The sequence below is a fragment of the Pedobacter sp. SYSU D00535 genome, assembly GCF_017355855.1.
In the GTDB taxonomy this organism is placed as follows: Bacteria; Bacteroidota; Bacteroidia; order Sphingobacteriales; family Sphingobacteriaceae; genus Desertivirga.
The window spans coordinates 322,264-338,422 of record NZ_JAFEWD010000003.1; the positions used below are offsets into that span (position 1 = coordinate 322,264).

The 16,159-nt window shown below is 45.9% G+C and carries 16 protein-coding genes; 8 read left to right on the forward strand and 8 right to left on the reverse strand.

Going from position 1 to position 16,159, the window contains the following annotated elements; all coding sequences use genetic code 11:
- The first annotated feature begins 1 nt into the window (after position 1).
- Entirely contained in the window at positions 2 to 1,498 is a 1,497-nt protein-coding gene (locus J4N23_RS09415; RefSeq protein ID WP_207426712.1) for a hypothetical protein, read from the forward strand.
- A 74-nt stretch (positions 1,499 to 1,572) separates the two neighbouring features.
- Positions 1,573 to 2,037 carry a DUF6252 family protein gene (locus J4N23_RS09420; RefSeq protein WP_207426713.1) on the forward strand — a complete coding sequence of 155 codons (465 nt, stop codon included), beginning with the start codon at positions 1,573 to 1,575 and terminating at the stop codon, positions 2,035 to 2,037.
- Positions 2,038 to 2,122: 85 nt separating this feature from the next.
- Here J4N23_RS09420 and J4N23_RS09425 read toward each other — a convergent pair whose 3' ends face one another.
- The 5 genes from J4N23_RS09425 to J4N23_RS09445 form a co-directional block, all read right to left on the reverse strand.
- On the reverse strand, positions 2,123 to 2,326 hold the full coding sequence (locus tag J4N23_RS09425; protein ID WP_207426714.1) for a hypothetical protein: 204 nt from the start codon (positions 2,324 to 2,326) through the stop codon (positions 2,123 to 2,125).
- Between the two features lie 167 nt (positions 2,327 to 2,493).
- On the reverse strand, positions 2,494 to 3,660 hold the full coding sequence (locus J4N23_RS09430) for a hypothetical protein (protein WP_207426715.1): 1,167 nt from the start codon (positions 3,658 to 3,660) through the stop codon (positions 2,494 to 2,496).
- Complete coding sequence (locus J4N23_RS09435) at positions 3,647 to 4,630, reverse strand: DUF2157 domain-containing protein (protein WP_207426716.1); 984 nt, start codon at positions 4,628 to 4,630, stop codon at positions 3,647 to 3,649. Before J4N23_RS09435 ends, J4N23_RS09430 begins: the two co-directional genes overlap by 14 nt.
- Before the next feature lie 46 nt (positions 4,631 to 4,676).
- On the reverse strand, positions 4,677 to 5,453 hold the full coding sequence (locus J4N23_RS09440) for a ThuA domain-containing protein (protein WP_207426717.1): 777 nt from the start codon (positions 5,451 to 5,453) through the stop codon (positions 4,677 to 4,679).
- Between the two features lie 190 nt (positions 5,454 to 5,643).
- The gene (locus J4N23_RS09445) at positions 5,644 to 6,096 is read right to left on the reverse strand and encodes an SRPBCC domain-containing protein (protein WP_207426718.1); all 453 of its coding nucleotides are present in this window, start codon (positions 6,094 to 6,096) and stop codon (positions 5,644 to 5,646) included.
- A gap of 220 nt (positions 6,097 to 6,316) precedes the next feature.
- On the opposite strand from J4N23_RS09445, the gene J4N23_RS09450 reads away from it, so the two are divergent.
- Positions 6,317 to 6,748 (forward strand): SRPBCC family protein, encoded by a 432-nt coding sequence (locus J4N23_RS09450; protein ID WP_207426719.1) that lies wholly within the window; start codon positions 6,317 to 6,319, stop codon positions 6,746 to 6,748.
- A gap of 74 nt (positions 6,749 to 6,822) precedes the next feature.
- Here J4N23_RS09450 and J4N23_RS09455 read toward each other — a convergent pair whose 3' ends face one another.
- Positions 6,823 to 7,182 carry a hypothetical protein gene (locus tag J4N23_RS09455; RefSeq protein WP_207426720.1) on the reverse strand — a complete coding sequence of 120 codons (360 nt, stop codon included), beginning with the start codon at positions 7,180 to 7,182 and terminating at the stop codon, positions 6,823 to 6,825.
- A 116-nt stretch (positions 7,183 to 7,298) separates the two neighbouring features.
- Positions 7,299 to 7,589, reverse strand: a complete 291-nt coding sequence (locus J4N23_RS09460; protein ID WP_207426721.1) for a hypothetical protein — start codon at positions 7,587 to 7,589, stop codon at positions 7,299 to 7,301.
- A gap of 450 nt (positions 7,590 to 8,039) precedes the next feature.
- Here J4N23_RS09460 and J4N23_RS09465 point away from each other — a divergent pair, with 450 nt between their 5' ends.
- Genes J4N23_RS09465 through J4N23_RS09475 form a run of 3 tightly spaced genes read left to right on the forward strand, consistent with a single transcriptional unit; the run spans position 8,040 to position 10,608 of the window.
- Entirely contained in the window at positions 8,040 to 8,852 is an 813-nt protein-coding gene (locus J4N23_RS09465) for an ABC transporter permease (protein ID WP_207426722.1), read from the forward strand.
- Between the two features lie 5 nt (positions 8,853 to 8,857).
- The gene (locus J4N23_RS09470; protein ID WP_207426723.1) at positions 8,858 to 9,631 is read left to right on the forward strand and encodes an ABC transporter ATP-binding protein; all 774 of its coding nucleotides are present in this window, start codon (positions 8,858 to 8,860) and stop codon (positions 9,629 to 9,631) included.
- Positions 9,632 to 9,633: 2 nt separating this feature from the next.
- Positions 9,634 to 10,608, forward strand: coding sequence for an MlaD family protein (locus J4N23_RS09475; RefSeq protein ID WP_207426724.1), 975 nt, complete (start codon positions 9,634 to 9,636; stop codon positions 10,606 to 10,608).
- A gap of 42 nt (positions 10,609 to 10,650) precedes the next feature.
- On the opposite strand, the gene J4N23_RS09480 is transcribed toward J4N23_RS09475, so the two are convergent.
- Positions 10,651 to 11,598 carry a sterol desaturase family protein gene (locus J4N23_RS09480; protein WP_207426725.1) on the reverse strand — a complete coding sequence of 316 codons (948 nt, stop codon included), beginning with the start codon at positions 11,596 to 11,598 and terminating at the stop codon, positions 10,651 to 10,653.
- Positions 11,599 to 11,991: 393 nt separating this feature from the next.
- On the opposite strand from J4N23_RS09480, the gene J4N23_RS09485 reads away from it, so the two are divergent.
- Positions 11,992 to 15,885 carry a T9SS type A sorting domain-containing protein gene (locus J4N23_RS09485; RefSeq protein WP_207426726.1) on the forward strand — a complete coding sequence of 1,298 codons (3,894 nt, stop codon included), beginning with the start codon at positions 11,992 to 11,994 and terminating at the stop codon, positions 15,883 to 15,885.
- A complete protein-coding gene (locus tag J4N23_RS09490; protein ID WP_207426727.1) occupies positions 15,886 to 16,119 on the forward strand; it encodes a hypothetical protein in 234 nt (77 codons plus the stop codon).
- The last annotated feature ends 40 nt before the right edge of the window (positions 16,120 to 16,159 follow it).

Sequence of the window (16,159 nt, forward strand, 5' to 3'; positions counted from 1 at the left end):
AATGAGAAAGAATTCATGCTATCGCATTGTAGCTATGTCGCTGTTGTTAGGCTCAGCTACCCTAAATGCGCAAACAATTAACAAAACAGCAGATCTAATCGAAGGGAGTACGGGAATTACCACCTTCAAGTCCGGCGACCAGCTTTATTTTGCGTCAAAAGACAACGACAAGGCGGTTAAGCTAGTAGCATTAAGCAGCTCTGGGGCAAAAAAATGGGAGCAGAGCATGGAGGGATACCTGCAACATGCGGGATGTTTAGGAGGTAAGGTTCTGGTAGTAGTAAGTACGGACTTTACTTTGTTTACACGTGAAAATAGTACCTACAAGGCTTATTTGCTCGATTCCAAAACCGGAAAAATTGAAAACCAAAAACTCCTTTTCAACGGGAATGACGAATATTACACTGAGCTCGATGTAGTTGTCGGAAAGGATGCAAAAACCTTCAGTTTGATTATCCGTGAAACAGGAGTAAAGCGGAATGTAAAAGTGGCTCCAGGTGCCTTGGGCGCAATGGTCGTTGCAAAAAAGATGGCGAACGAAGCCAAAGAGGTCAGGCGTTTTACGACTATGTCATTCAATTCTTCCCTTGAAGTGATAGAAGCTCTTTCTCCGGTAGTACCCGCAGGCGAATTCATTGGAGCAGTAAAAACGCTTAACAACGATCTATATATTGCTGTTTGTGACGGCAAGACTGGGGTGAGTATTACCAGGTTCGAAGCAGGGAAGGAGAAACCTTCAAAAACAGTAACCGATTCTTACGATTACGTTGGACGTGGACTACTGGGAGGTGGTACCTTGGGCGAGCAGTTACGTCTTTTCTCAGATACAATCAATAACAATGTCGTCTACATATCGGGCTCTTTTCAAGAAAAAGATGAGTTCGTGTGCGTATTTAATAAGTATGAATTTAACTCAGGTAATCATAAGAAGTTTAAAAAGTCTTTTACGAGGGATGAATTCAAGGCTTTTGAAAAAGGTTATACGCCTGTAAATTCCAAAGATTTTAAGTCATTAGAACTAGGGAGTACTAAGGACGTGGAGCTTCTACAAATATTAGAGTCTGATAACGGGTATCTCTTGCTACTCAGCGACGTACATAAGCAGCAGTTAGGCGCTGCTCCCCCGACCTTTAAGGCCAACGGTCTTTTGGTATATAGTATGGATAAAGACCTGAATATAAAATCTGTTACTGCTCTTCCCCGAAAGGTTAATAATAGATCAACTCCCGAGATTCAGGCGCATCATAAAAATGGCACCTGGTATGTTTTTGCATCCCATGAGGATAAAGGTAGGATGCTCCAAGCGAAGGTTAGTAGCAATTCAGGTAAGGTCGAGGAGATCAAGTTGATTGAACCTCCAAAAGTTGCGGGAGACAGCGTGGGAAATATCAGCAGCATGCTATTTACAGATCAGGGCTACTTTTTACCAGTTTTAGACATGAAGACAGCCTTTGGTAAGATTAAATTCGACGTGGACCTATATCAGATCAGCTGGTAGAACAGCTCGGATATTGGTGATAAAACCTTTCAAATCAATTAGTGCATTTTTTTAACATCACAATTATAAATTTTATGAAACAACTTAAATCTGCAGTGCTAATGCTTTTTGTATTCGCATTAGCAATTTCGTCTTGCAAGAAAGACAAGGGAGATGACGCGAGTTCTGATCCATCTTTTTCAGCTAAAGTTGCGGGGACTACCAAAACAAGCATGAATGCGCCGGTGGCGATGCATTATGCTTCTGAAAAGACCCTTCAAATTATGGGGCAGTTCAGCGGCGGCTCAGGGATCTCTATCATGGTCCAGGAGCCTAAGGTGGGGACCTTTAACGTTGGTTCAGACGAAGTTATGGTCAGCTATTTGGCTAATACGAGTACCAGCGGAAATTACATGGGCGTCAGTGGAAACGTAAAGATTACGGAATGGTCTTCCAGTCGCGTGAAAGGAACCTTCGAGTTTACAGGAGAAGTGTTAGGGGGAGGACCGACAATGGTTATTTCAGAAGGCAAGTTTGACGCTAAAGTTTCTTCCATGTAGGAAGCTTTTTAGAAAAGCTAAATATAAAACCGCCCGGCCTAGCCGAGGCGGTTTTTTTATGTCCTGCTCACCAGTGAACGGAGCATCAATACTTCGGCACGTCGTTTATCGTGTCTTCCAACACAGGCATATTGCTTCGGGTGGTGTCAGGATTGACGCTTGGTGTATAAGCTTCGCTTGTATCCAGCTTTTTAACGGCGCTAGAGTCGCTACCCGTAGCGGGGCGATCCGATCTTCCGCAAGCAGAAAAAAGGATACTTGCGAGGATGTAAAAACTGATTCTTTTCATGGCCTGGGGCTAAAGATGCATGTAAGCTTAACAAGCTTCCGGCCAATTTTGATTTCAGCCTCGGCACGCTCTCCGGCCTCTCCTAAAGGAATTCTTACTCTATCGCTGTTCCTAAAACCGAGCCATGGCGGGTAAGTATAGAAATGTCGCGGCTCATCTTCGCCTCCTTAATATTTTCCAGTGGCTCCAGCTCCTCCAAACTCGCCTCCTCCAAATACCGCCCCATCATCCACTACCGGCTTTCCAGTTTCAGAAAAGGTTTCCGCAATAAGCAGTGATTCCATCGGAGGTTCTTCTTTTTCGTTCCGGGAGCTTGCAGGCCTTGAAGTGAAACCATATTTTTCTATAGCCAGATACTTTTTAAAGAAGTAGGCAAATGCTAGAGCAAGCACTCCTGCCAGACTCAGCGCCAGTTCCACGGGCATTAGCTGATAATAATTGCGGTAGGTGAGCGCAGCGGCTGTTATCAGCAAGAGGCCCGATCTCAGGATAATTCGGTTCCTGGTGCTGACACCGATAGCGATATAACTAACGGGCAGTCCCACTGTCCACATCCAGAAGAACCAGCCCATTGGAAGACTGCTGCTTTTGCTGCCATTCAGCAAGTCTCCAAGCTCTTTTACAACGAAGTAATTTCCGCTGCAGTACAGGGATAGCAAGCTAGCCACCTGAAGCAGCCTCAGGCTGTTGTTGTAGTACTTGTTGCCGGCAAAAGCCGTACTTCTCTTGAATAACCAGTAAGCAGCGGCTGAGAAGCCCATCAGTATAAAAGGCATGGTGCTGGTTCCGAAAGATCCGGTTTCCTGCCAGCAGAAGAAGATGAGTGCAAGCAATGATAGATAAGATACCAGGGCCATAAGCCTATCAATGAAACGCAGGCCCAGGGTGAGGGAGAGCACAAACACAAAGGCCGCGGTCAGGATATTCGCAAGGTTGCTGTTGCTGACCGCCCAGGCGAAGGCTCCACTGAACAAACCAGCCGAGATCCAGAGCAGCGCATCGTCTACTCCCGAACGGTAATGGTAGTTGGCCTGAACTTTCGCTTCCAAGACAACATAATTACCGATGCCCAAAAATACGAGCCAACCAGGGGAATCGACGATCCCTGCTTCCGCAAACAATAAGCTGATAAGTGCAGATGAAAAAAAGGAGATAACAAGCGTAAGCAGGAACATTCCGGCACGTACAAAGATGTTGGGGGAATAAAATCCTACCGGATATTCTTTCTTTATATTTTTCAGCTCTTCTTCGGATAGCAACCCTTCCTGGTGCTTGTTTCCCACCTCATTAACCAGCAGGAGGTTGGACAACCATTTTAGGTTATAAATGATCATGGCGTTTTAAACTCTTGTTTAGATCAGAAAGGAAGAGGATTAAGCCAATACCAGATCCGATGAAATAAATAAAAATAAGGTATGCAGCCGCTAGATCTTCCATTTGAATGAGTGTTCTGACAGCCAGGCCACTTAAGCCGATATAGCTGTAAAGCACGCAAAGCAGCAGGAAGTAAAAAGAACCGGTTCTATAAGCGCGGCGGTAAAGCAGCCACGCGACGACCAGCAGCAAAGCCAGCCATAGGAAAGAGGCGCCGAAATCGTAGTGAAAGTAGGCGGCTAACAGCGCAATGAACGTGAGATGTACTCCATAGTGATGGTAGCTAAAGAAAAAGTGGCTTTTTATGTGGAGGCGAGTACTTGCATAAGCTGCGGCAAGCAACAGAAGTCCGAGCAAAAGATAGGTGTAAATAATAGTTTCGTTGTCGAAATCAGTATTGCTAAGCAGCTCTTTAGGTGTGACAGTGACGCCCATCCAAAGCGCAAGATTCGTAATAGCCAGGGTAAGAATGCCAAGATGATCAAAATAATAAGCCAGGAAGAAAAGTACCACCATCGGGATAAAGGTGGCTAACCCGTATCTGTTTCCGAAGACCTCGTACTGGAATTGGAGATAGCCTACAAAGGTCAGGAAGCTCAATGTGCCGAGTAACAGCATGTAGTCGAAGAACGCGTTAGGAGACACTACCTTTTCGTATTGAAAGGGTGCTTTATGGCGGTCGCACCAGCCCAGGCATCCTGCAGTAAGCAGCGCAATAAAAAGCAGTATCACCTGGTGACCAATACTGTCGATGTTTTTGTAGACGAGGATGCCAAGTCCTGTACTCAACATCAGTACGCCTGCGTAAAGCAAGGTTTTTAGCTCCCAATGTACAGAGAAAGGACCTGATTCCTGCTGTTTTATCCTGTCGAAACTCTCCTGACTCAGCAGGCCTTCATTTCGCAGTTGTTCAAAGTAAGGATGACGCATTGTGATAAGCTTTGGAAAAAGAATTAAGTAAATGGGGCGGCTGGCCTTAATCTCTCCCTGCTGCCCAGATGATTCCGCGGGAAAGCATCGTCAGGAAATCAGGGTCGCTGAACATTCCGTCTGAATGGCCAAAAGTAGTACCAAAAACGCGGGCTTTTCCGTACTTGTTGGTCCAGATAACCGGGTGTTCTTTTTTGTCGCGTTCACTGACTGAGGTAGCCAGTACCTTGGTCGCAGGCCAAACTTTCTCGATAATGTATAGCTCATCTTTCGGTCCCGTCCAATCTGCGGGAAGTTTTTTTGTAATGTAGTGTTTTACAGTTTTCTTGACAGGATAGCGACTCTGGTGATCATGGCGTCTGCTGGTAACACCCAGAAACTGCCGCCAGTCGTCAACATCGGCCGACCGGTAACTGTGAATCGCACAATGGATCACTACTGCCGGCACTCCTGCAAAATGGGCGCTGGTTATTTTTTTCAGATAGGCCGGTTCCTTGGTGTCTGCAAAGCACTCGTTATGCACTACCACGTCGTAACTAGCGGCCCATCGAGGATCGTCATACAGCGCAATCGTAGCAGTTGTTCCTGTTCCGCCCTCGTTTACCACCGTCCATTCTGCTGTAGTAGTTTTTGCGAGGGCATTTTTCATCGCCTCTGTCTGGAAAGGGTAGTTGTGACAGCAGCCCCCGGTAACTAATAATATGCGCAACGGTTTTTTTGAAGACTGTGCTTGCGAAGGCGACTGTAGCAGCATTAGTGCTGCGAGGAAGCTAAAAAACATCAAAGGCTTGCGTACGAAGGTCGCGGGTTTACGTAGGTTCATATTTATTGGTGTGATCGACTAAGTTACTAAATCAGGCAATAGCTCTGGAAGTATGAATGTAAAAAGTTTAGGAGGAAGGACATCCCTTTTAACATTTATCTCGTACGTATATTCAGAAGAAGGGGAGATAGGCAATGCAAGAAGGGGGCATTTGTCAGGGAGACAGCTTTTACAGGCTGTCTCCTTCTTTTTAGGCGAGTGTTTGCTGCATTTCGGAAAGCTCTTTTACTTTCTCCAGCGCCTTTGGCCAGGTTTCATCGAAATATTTCAGGTGCTCTTCATCCACGTGAAGATCGATAACTAATTCCGTTTTGCCGTTCGTTTCATTGAGCGTGTAGTTTTCGAGAGCACCGGCCCATTTTTTTACTTCGGGACTATCAAAGTCCTCTACGCCATCTTTGATAAAGCCAAGGTGTTTAATAGAAAGAAACTCGTTGGGGATGTTGCGTTCAATGTGCGATACCATTCCCTGACCTTTCCCATCGTGAAAAACAGCCCTGCTGCCTTCCTGCCAGTCCGTTTCAACCGTCGAACCCTCTGCGAAAACGGAGGTCCATACCGGATAAGTACTTTCGCCAAGAAGAATCTCCCAGACTCTTTCCCGACTTGCATCGACTAAAATGCTGAAGGTTTGCTTTTTCATTTGTTTTTTTCCTGATTTTCTTGTTGTTATCACTGCAAAGTTTAAATTTTCCCGACAAAAAAAGGGAGGCTGTAAGCGACAAAAAAGGTGGGGTTTGCGACAAGTTCGCAATAGCCGTTTCCAGGTAGCTGTCGTAAAAAGCCATTTGATTTGTCGGAAATGCACTTGAAGCCTTGTATATTCCCCTCGTATCTTTGTAAGGTCAACAAAATTAAAGGCCATGGAAACAGTAAATTCAAAAGCAATCACCGTAGAAACAAGAGTTGAAGCACCTATGTCCGTAGTTTGGAACTATTGGAACCAACCTGAGCACATCACGAACTGGTGCTTTGCCACAGAAGACTGGCATGCTCCGTTTTCAGAGAACGACCTTCGGCCAGGCGGTAAGCTGCGAACTACCATGGCAGCAAAGGATGGTAGTTTTAGCTTCGATTTTGAAGGTACTTATGAGGTTGTGGAGGAAAATAAAAGGTTGGTATATGTGCTGGGCGACGGTCGCAAAGTAGAGGTTCTCTTCGGTGAAGAGGGCGGCGCTACCACCCTGGTAGAAACTTTTGATATGGAAACGACCCATCCGGAAGATATGCAGCGTCAGGGCTGGCAGGCTATTTTGGATAATTTTAAGAAATATACCGAAGCTGCGCAGCAATAAGGGCAGCTTCAGTATTAAACTTTAACTTCCGGCTGGCCTCAATGAGAACATCTTCGTTGCCAGGCCGAAAGCCTTTACATCTCTTTACGCTCCGTCAGTAGTCCTCCAATCAGCAAACTGGAAATGCCAACAAACAGGAAGGCGTTCCTTGCAGAAGTATTTCGGGCGATCTTAAACAGCCAGGGAGCTGCAATTGAAAACAGTCCGAAGCCAACGTCGGCTGCCAGGTGAGCCTTAAACGGAACGACTTTAACAGCTCCCCACTCTGAACGGGTTAGTAGTGCTGAACCTGCCATACCTCCGGCCATCGCCCTTGCTAGTGTGGTTGCTTTCTTGTCGTCTTTGAATTTTAGGAGCTCTGGTGCCAGAGCTGTAAGCACCGGATAGATTAGTTCTGCTACCCCGTGTGCTTTTCTTGAAATTGGTCTGTTCATAGTAGATGCTTTTATGTAAACACTTAACCTGCTTCCCCTGAATCGGTTTAACGAAATGTCAATCCGTACGCTTGAGAAAGGCAGAGCGTATTTGACGGAGCTCTGCTTTCTGGAATTTAAGAGTTATCATCAGCACCGGAATGTCCCGACCGCTTTTTAGCCTCCTCGTCCATAAAATCCATGTTCATCTGGTCTTCGTTGCCGTCATAGCCGATCATCGTATCCTCAACTGCCAGCTTGTACCCGTCTTCCTCGTTGAATGATTCGCTAACGGCATTCGTGGTACCTTGATAGCCCGTGTCATTGGTTGCTTCGGGATCCGGCTGATTAGTTTGAGCTCCACCTATAGTATTGTCATGACCCGCTTCCTGGGCTCCGTTTGGGTTTTTTTCTTGTTCGTTTTCCATATCCGTAATTTTTGGTAGATGTGTACTAAGTTTCTTTGACTAAGCAACAAGGTCGATTGTTCTTGGTTTGCTGAAATCAAAAATGGCGGCGGCCCGGGAAGAGGGGATTGAAATACTGAAGTTGTAAGCTAAACCTGGCAGAAGCGGATACCGGCCCGTGGTTAATGCTGAGTGAGAGGATTGGAGGCAGGCCGCGCAGTATGAGCGGATGACAGGACTGCAGGTGAGTGTTGTAGCAGCACTGTTTTCCAATTAAAATAAAAGGTTACCAGTGAAGTTGCTTGTTGTTCATGGTGTTACCAGTTAATGGGATATTTAGCGATTCAGCGCGGACAGAGACGCTAAAATTGTAATTCTCTTCATTTCTTTTTAACATTTCTTTGTCAGGATGGTTGATTCCTCAAAGGAATTCGGGTGCCTTTTGATTTGAGGCCTTATATTTGCACGTCGATGAATAATAAAAGTGAACAATCGCCGGTTGACCACAAAACAGTGAAAGCCCCGGGGAAGTTAGCCCGGATGTTTCTCTCCCTGTACGATGTGGGACAATTTGTGACGCGATTTTTTAAAGAGGGCTTTCTACCTCCCTACGAGGGCCGGGAGCTAATCAACCAGTGCTATAACATCGGTTACCGCTCGCTACTGTTGATCTCAACTACCGGACTTATTACCGGGATGGTATTTACCAAGCAGTCGCGGCCTTCCCTGGCAGAATTTGGCGCTACTTCCTGGTTGCCTTCGCTGGTGGCCATAGCTCTGTTGCGCACGCTTGCTCCCTTGCTGACCGGATTGATTGCGGCAGGAAAAGTAGGCTCGAGTATTGGTGCCGAGCTTGGCTCGATGCGGGTTACAGAGCAGATTGATGCCATGGAGGTTTCGGCCACTAATCCTTTTAAATTCCTGGTATCTACGCGGGTGTTAGCGGCTACTATCACTATCCCGATTCTTACTTTTTATACTGCCCTGGTTGGGATGCTGGGCGCTTTTCTTAATGTAACGGTGAACGAGGGAACTACAATGGAGGCCTTTGTCCAGGATTCACTAGAATCTATTACTTTTCTGGACATCATTGCGTCTACCGTAAAGGCCGTGATTTTTGGCTTTACCATTGGGATGGTGGGATGTTATCAGGGTTACAACTCGTCTAAAGGTACCGAAGGCGTTGGAAAGGCAGCTAATTCCTCTGTAGTAATTGCCATGTTCCTGATCTTCCTGGAGGAGGTGATTTCGGTACAGTTTTTTGCATTATTCAGAACTACTTAGTAAAGATGGAGCAGAAGCCGCCTACAAATAAAAACGCGGAGCGTGTAGTTGAAATCCGGGGCTTGAACAAGTCTTTCGGAAGTAATGAAGTGCTTAAGCACGTTGATCTTGATCTGTACAAAGGCGAGAACCTGGTCGTGCTGGGGAAATCGGGTACAGGAAAGTCTGTTTTGATTAAGATATTGGTAGGGTTGTTGAAACCCGATAGCGGAAGGGTGTTGGTACTGGGGAACAACGTAGTGGATATTAGCTATAAGGAGCTACTGGCCCTTCGGTTAAAAGTGGGATTTTCCTTCCAGAACAGTGCTTTGTACGATAGTATGACCGTGCGGGAAAACCTGGAATTTCCATTGGTGCGCAATCAGCGGAAATTGACCCGGGCAGAAAAAAAGCGCGCAGTAGAGGAAATGCTCGACGCGGTGGGCTTGTTGAAGGCGATCAACCAGATGCCGTCTGAGCTTTCGGGAGGACAAAGGAAGCGGATAGGTATTGCCCGCACCCTGATTCTGCAGCCTGAAATTATGCTGTATGACGAGCCAACCGCAGGGCTTGATCCGATTACCTGTCTCGATATTAATGGCCTGATCAATGAAGTGCAGGAGCGCTTTCATACCAGTTCAATTGTGATTACGCACGACCTTGCCTGTGCGAAGGAGGTAGGGAATCGGGTGGCTATGTTGTTGGACGGTAAGTTTGAACGCCAGGGCACCTTTAGCGAGGTGTTTGATACTGACGATGAACGAGTAAAAACTTTTTACGAATATAATTTTATACAATAGAAATGCAGGTAGCAGATAAGCGCCACATCACGGTAGGAATTTTCATATTTATAGGGCTGTTGATTTTTGTGATCGGGATCTTTACGCTTGGAAGCCAGAAAAAGGCTTTTGGTGAGCGAGTGACCGTTAGTGTGGTTTTTGATGATATTGAAGGACTAAAGACCGGTGGCAATGTTTGGTTTTCGGGAGTGAAGGTAGGCACAATCAAAAAGATTGAATTTCATGGCGGCTCGCAAGTGCTCGTGTCAATGAATATCCAGGAGGAGGCACAACAGTACATCCATAAAGATGCTACGGCGACCTTGAGTTCCGATGGTCTCATTGGCAACAGGATTGTGGAGATTAGTGGCGGCAGTCCGAAAGCTCCTATCATCCAGGACGGCGACCGAATTCAGGCGAATCGTACCCTTTCCACCGATGAAATTATGGCCACTTTTCAGGAGAATAACAAGAATTTAGTGGCTATTACGGGCGACTTTAGGCAGCTCTCTTCGAACCTGGTAGCTGGAAAGGGAGCTGCAGGAGCTTTGTTATCTGACGAAGGAATGGCTCGCGATCTGAAATCAACGATTGCCAACCTAAATGCCACAACGCAGGCAGCAGACCGGATGATGATGGATTTGAACCGCTTTGCCCGTACACTCAACACAAAGGGTGGTCTTGCAGATCAGCTGTTAACCGATACAGCCGTTTTTGCCCGGCTTCGTAGTTCGGTAAATGAACTGCAACAGGCATCCAGGTCTGCTTCAGCCATGGCGGCAAATTTAAACGCTGCCTCTGCTAAACTAAACCAGTCCGACAACCCTGCCGGTGTGTTGTTGAATGATCAGCAGTCGGCTGAGCGGGTGAAGCAGATTTTAATCAATCTGGAGAAAAGCAGTCATAATCTTAATGAGGATTTAAAAGCTTTACAAAGTAATTTCCTTTTCAGGGGATATTTCAAGAAGAAGCGCGAGCAGGCGGCAGAACAAGAATAGTCTTCCAGGAACAAGCCTTTCCGGATTGAAGCAGCCGGTCTTTTAGGCCGGTTCTCGCTGCGCTTCGAACGCTGGTGCTATTTCCTTGTCTTTTAATTTTCGGTGATACACCGCCGAAGGACTGCCAAATAAAAAGAATAGCTTATCCTTCCATCCTTTGGCTTGCCTGACGTCCTGCACCATGTCCCGGAATTCATGAAAGTTCAGAAATAGAGGGTCCATGCGGTTTCCTATTTTAGAAGTTAATCCATACTCCGGCTCTTCCTCCTCTACCTGGTAAGTACCGAAAATCCGATCCCAAAAGATGAACGTAGCTGCGTAGTTTTTGTCGAGGTACTTCTCCTGTGAGCCATGATGTACCCTGTGGTTTGAAGGGGTGGCAAAAAGGTACTCGATGAGGGGATGCAACTTTGGGATATATTCGGTATGCACCCAGAACTGAAAAAGCACGCTGATCTGGCTGACTACAAAAAATATAACGGGATGGAAGCCTGCAAAGGCGACCGGGAGGAAAAACATTATTTTAAGATTTTGGATCCAGCTAAGGCGGTAGGCTACCGTGAGGTTGTAGTGTTCGGCTGAATGATGCACCACATGGGTCGCCCAGAAAAACCGGTTGGTATGCGAGATGCGGTGGGCCCAGTAACTTAGCAGATCAAACAGAATATAGCAAGGAATGAGTGTCCACCAGTTGAGGGACAACCGCCAGGGCACCAGGTTGTAAATCCACACTGATCCATACAGAAGCCCCACCTTCAGGCCCAGGTTGATTGCTACATTCCCTAAACCCACTAAGGTAGAACCAATAGATTCTTTGGTTTTATAAATTTTCCTGTCTTCATACCAGGACCAGCCAATTTCAAGGAAGGTGAAGAAAGCCATAAAAGGGATGGCATAAACAATAAGATCAGGAGCTGTATCCTCCATTCGGGTAATATCCTGAAAAGCTATTTTTTCTGCCCCAATTATTAACGTTGCAATGAATGACATACCTGCTAAGTTCTTTTTCTTTACCTAACGGCCAAATTTCAAATAGGTTTGATAGTTACCAGGATGTTACGCGCAGCTGCAAACCTTCAATCCCAACTAGGATATGAGATAATATTTCTCGTTTTGGGGATAGTTTTTCTCCTGTTAGGAATTAAAGCGTGTTGCGTTGCTTGTGCTAGCGCATTTTTACTCCTTATGGGCTATTTAATTAACCAATTTGAAAAGCGGTCTCGTTTTTGCGAAAGAAGAGTCGTCGGGGAGCGCTCTCATAATTAACGCTCAAAAAATCGCCTCCCTGGTGAAGCTGTCCATTGTACAGCGGAAACATCCATCGACGGTTCCTAGCCGTTGGAAAGGGCGTTTGCATTTTTTTATTTTAAAATGTATGATATTATGGGGGTATTTTTACACAAACAATCGAGGGCACTTATACTTTTTATCTCGCTTGGTTTTTGTCAGCAAGCGAACGGGCAGACACCTCCGCCACCTACTGTTGTGAGTCCGGTGAATTTATGTTTGGGCGATCCTGCAAGTCCGTTGACTGCCCAGGGAAATAATCTAGAATGGATAAGTACGGAAAGTGCTTCTGTTGGCGGGACAGGAAAAATTTCGGACTCAAACGAACATGCCGATAATTCCTGGAGTAATAAAAAAACGCAATTTACAACCTCAGTTCCGAATGTCACGATTCATTCTGTGGATTTCACTATTCCGGCCTGGAACAGTGTGAGTGGAATTCGTCTCGGCATTTATAACTCTGCAGGTCAACTAATAGCTTCCTCCTCTACAGTTACGTCGCAAAGTGGCGGATATACGGGAGCGGTGATTTCCAATGCATTTAATTACGTGCTTCAAGCTGCGGGAACCTACAGTATTGGTTTAGTAGCAGGAGCAGGACAATTTTCCCATGAAAACTATAGCGCTCCAATCGGTACAACTCCCTTGATTATCACCGGGACATCTCACGGAATCAGGCTTTTTTCAAATATAAAATATTCCTATACAGCTCGGTCTTCCGTTGCACCAACTCCTCCAACAAATGAGGCTGGAACAAAAAATTACTCGGTTACCCAAACCATAAATGGTAAAAAAAGCAGTCCTGCAACTATTGTAGTCAATGTTCATTCCACGCCCGCTCCAGCTGTAACGCCTATGGTAAATCTTGTTCAAGGAGCTACTGCGACGCCACTTTCAGCAACAGGAACTAATCTACGTTGGACAAGCAGTATTAATAGTTCTTTGGAGGTATTTAACAATACGGACACTATCTTTTACCTCCAAAGAGAATATATTGATTCTAGAAAAATCAGCTTTAAAACCCAAGCTCCAAATGTGACTTTAGCTCGCGTTACGTATATTTTACCGGCCAATCAAAGCGCTAGTAATCTCCAACTGGGTATCTACGACGCGAATGGCGTTCTTCTGGCAGCCTCCACCGATATTATTACCCGATCTTCAGGTTCCCATCCCCAACTAGTATCATGCAAATTTAATTATTGCCTAAAAACACGCGGGGTTTACTATATCGGAATTGTTCAAGGTAACTCTCAATTTGCAGTAAATCGCGTTGCTCCAGTTTATCCGCTAGCAGATCCTACAGGTGCGGTAGTTCTTACAGATCACACTTTCATTACAAATTTTTTGAAGCATATTGAGTTTTCTGTCACTACTGATGAAACCAGCACAGCGCCGGTGCCTTCCACTAAAACTGTAGGTACAGCTACTTATTATGTAACCCAGACAGCAAACGGTTGCGTAAGTCCACCTGCTACCATACAGGTCAATGTAAATGGTGTTACCTCCGTTACCTCTGCTACCGCATGCCGCGGTGGTAGCGCAACACTTTCTGCCACGGCATCTGATGGCTATTCCCTGCGTTGGTTTAGTACTAAAAGTGGTGGCTCACCACTAGCAACCGGTTCATCCTACACCGTCTCCGATGTCACAGGCAGTAGAACCTACTACGTTGAGGCTTATAGTGGAAGTTCCAGTTCCTCGCGTGTGCCTATAGAGGTAATTCTTGGTGGGTACACTTGGTCCGGAGGTAGTAATTCTACCTGGAATAATGCTTCAAACTGGAGCTCTTGTTCATCCGGCGCTCCGGCGGCTGGCGCAGATGTTACCATTCCGGAAACTCCAAAGAGCCTTATCCTAAATGCAAATGTTTCGGTTAACAATCTGATTCTGCAGGGTAATTCCAAAGTTTATCTAAATGGGTTCACTCTAACAGCTAATTCTATCTCGGGAACAGGTGCTATTGTGGGAGGTGGGAATAGCGGCCTTATCCTAAACGGCTCTGCCGATCAGTACCTTCGTTTTGATCAGACTAGTTTGGGAAGCAGTAACAGTTTGAGAACTTTAACCATCAACGGGAATAGCCGAAATGTGATTTTGGAGAATAAGCTGGTTATTAAGGGACGGTTAGATATTACCGGCTCTTCTGCATTGTATTCAAACGGGCAGCTGGTGCTTGAGTCTACAGCTAGTGCCACAGCAAGCATCGCTCCTCTTACCGCTGGAGGTTCAGTACTAGGCAATGTAAGGGTGCAAAGCTTTTTTACAGGTAGCTCTTCTGCTTACAGAAGCTTCCGTACCGTTTCTTCTCCTGTGCACGACATAAGTAGTCCAACCAAGGGGTATAAAATTTTAGGCTATAAAAGCACAATGCTGGTAACTGGGCCGGGAGGTGAGGCTAACGGTTTTGATCCATCGGCAACCAATGGTTCTACTATAAAATACTACAACGAGCCGAAGAAATCGAATGAGAACCAGTATTTGTATCCAGCTAATATTTCAGAAGCCATTCCGGCAGGCAAAGGGATTTATTTTTACTTCAGAGGGAACAGGCTTGACCCAAATGGCAGCAAGACGGTGCGGAAGAACGGAAGCTATGCTTTGCCGGAGAATGTAACTATGGAGTACTATGGAACCATTAACTCCGGGAATATTTCTCCTGTCCTCACCTTTACCAACCATGCTGGAGATGCCGGCAATGGTTTCAACCTGATCGGCAACCCGTATCCATCGGTTATTGACTGGAATAGCGCAGGTATTCAAAAGAATAATCTGGAAAGTACCATCTGGGTGCAAAAACAGAACGGGACTTTCGCTGTCTACAAAGGTACTGAAAGTACCAACGGAGGCTCTCAGTACATCTATCCAGGACAAGGTTTCTTTGTCAAAGCACGTGCAGCTAATCCTTCCATCACTTTTACCGAAGCGGCTAAAGTGGTGCCCTCCGTTCTCCCAGGCCGATTGTTGAGCGCTCACGAATCCTCTTTACAGCTTTTAAACGGAGAGGCAGCAGCTCCCTCAATAGCTGCGGCGGCTCCCCAGAAAACAAATAAGATAGGGCTGATTCTGACCAAAGACGAATTTACCAGCGACGAAACTCTTATCGTATTCAGAGAGGGAACAAGCACCGCTTCAGATCAGGAGGATGTAGGTTATCAGGGAGAGGCCAGCGTTACGCTTATGAGTTTAAGTGAGGATAAAAAGTACCTGGCGATAAACTATATGCCCACTGCTTCGGCTGAGCGGGAAGTGGCCCTTTATGCAACCGCAGCAGAGTCCGGTACTTACAGTTTCTCACTTTCTGCCAGAAGTCCTTTCCCATCTGCTGAAGTATTCTTGAAAGATCGCTATCTCAACAAAATCGTAAACTTATACGCGGACAGTGCTTATAGCTTTCAGATTGACAGGAACAATACTGCGAGTTTTGGCGGGGAGCGTTTTAGTCTGCTTATCAAACCGAAGGCTGGACTAAGTACGGCAAAAAGAAACTTCAATGCAGATAAGAAACTGTTTGGAGTGGAGCTGAGCTGGGACCGGGTATTGAAGGGATTGAGCTACGATATCGAGCACTCGGTAGATGGGACGACGTTTTATCCTATCGGACGGGTAGAAGATAAGGCGGATGCCGCTTCAACTGCCATGGCTTACTTCGATCGCTATCCCTCTCCGGGTATCAACTACTACCGCCTTAAAAATACGAGTGCGGACGGTTCAGTCTACTATTCAGAAGTAGAGCTAGTGGAACTATCGGCGACGGAAACGAGGTTAATCGTTTATCCGAACCCGGCGGTACATGAGATCAGAGTTCGGGGTATTAACATGAATGAGGGTAGTTATGTAATTAATATTTTTACCATGAGTGGTGCAAAAATGCTAAGTCAGAAGACGTCTCGTGTAGATGTGACAGGGCTGGTATCAGGAATGTATATAACCGAAGTTGTCGATCTCAAGTCGGGGAAAAAAGTGGGTGGCGCAACTTTTATTAAGGAATAGATGAGAAGATTCATCCTGTTTGTATTACTCGTGTTTACAAACTTAGTTGCTTTCGCTCAATTTGACGGACCTCCGGGCGGAACAGACTGTGAGGATCTCGACGATCCCGGTTGTTACGATGATGATACAAATGTACCCCTCGATGACGGAGCGATCTTGCTTGTTGTTGCAGGGATAGCTGTTGGAGCTGTGATGATGCGGCCAAAAATTGTTTCCGCAGTTCCTCGGGATTAAAATATCAGACACTCGAATAAAAAAAAAGGCGGACAGATCC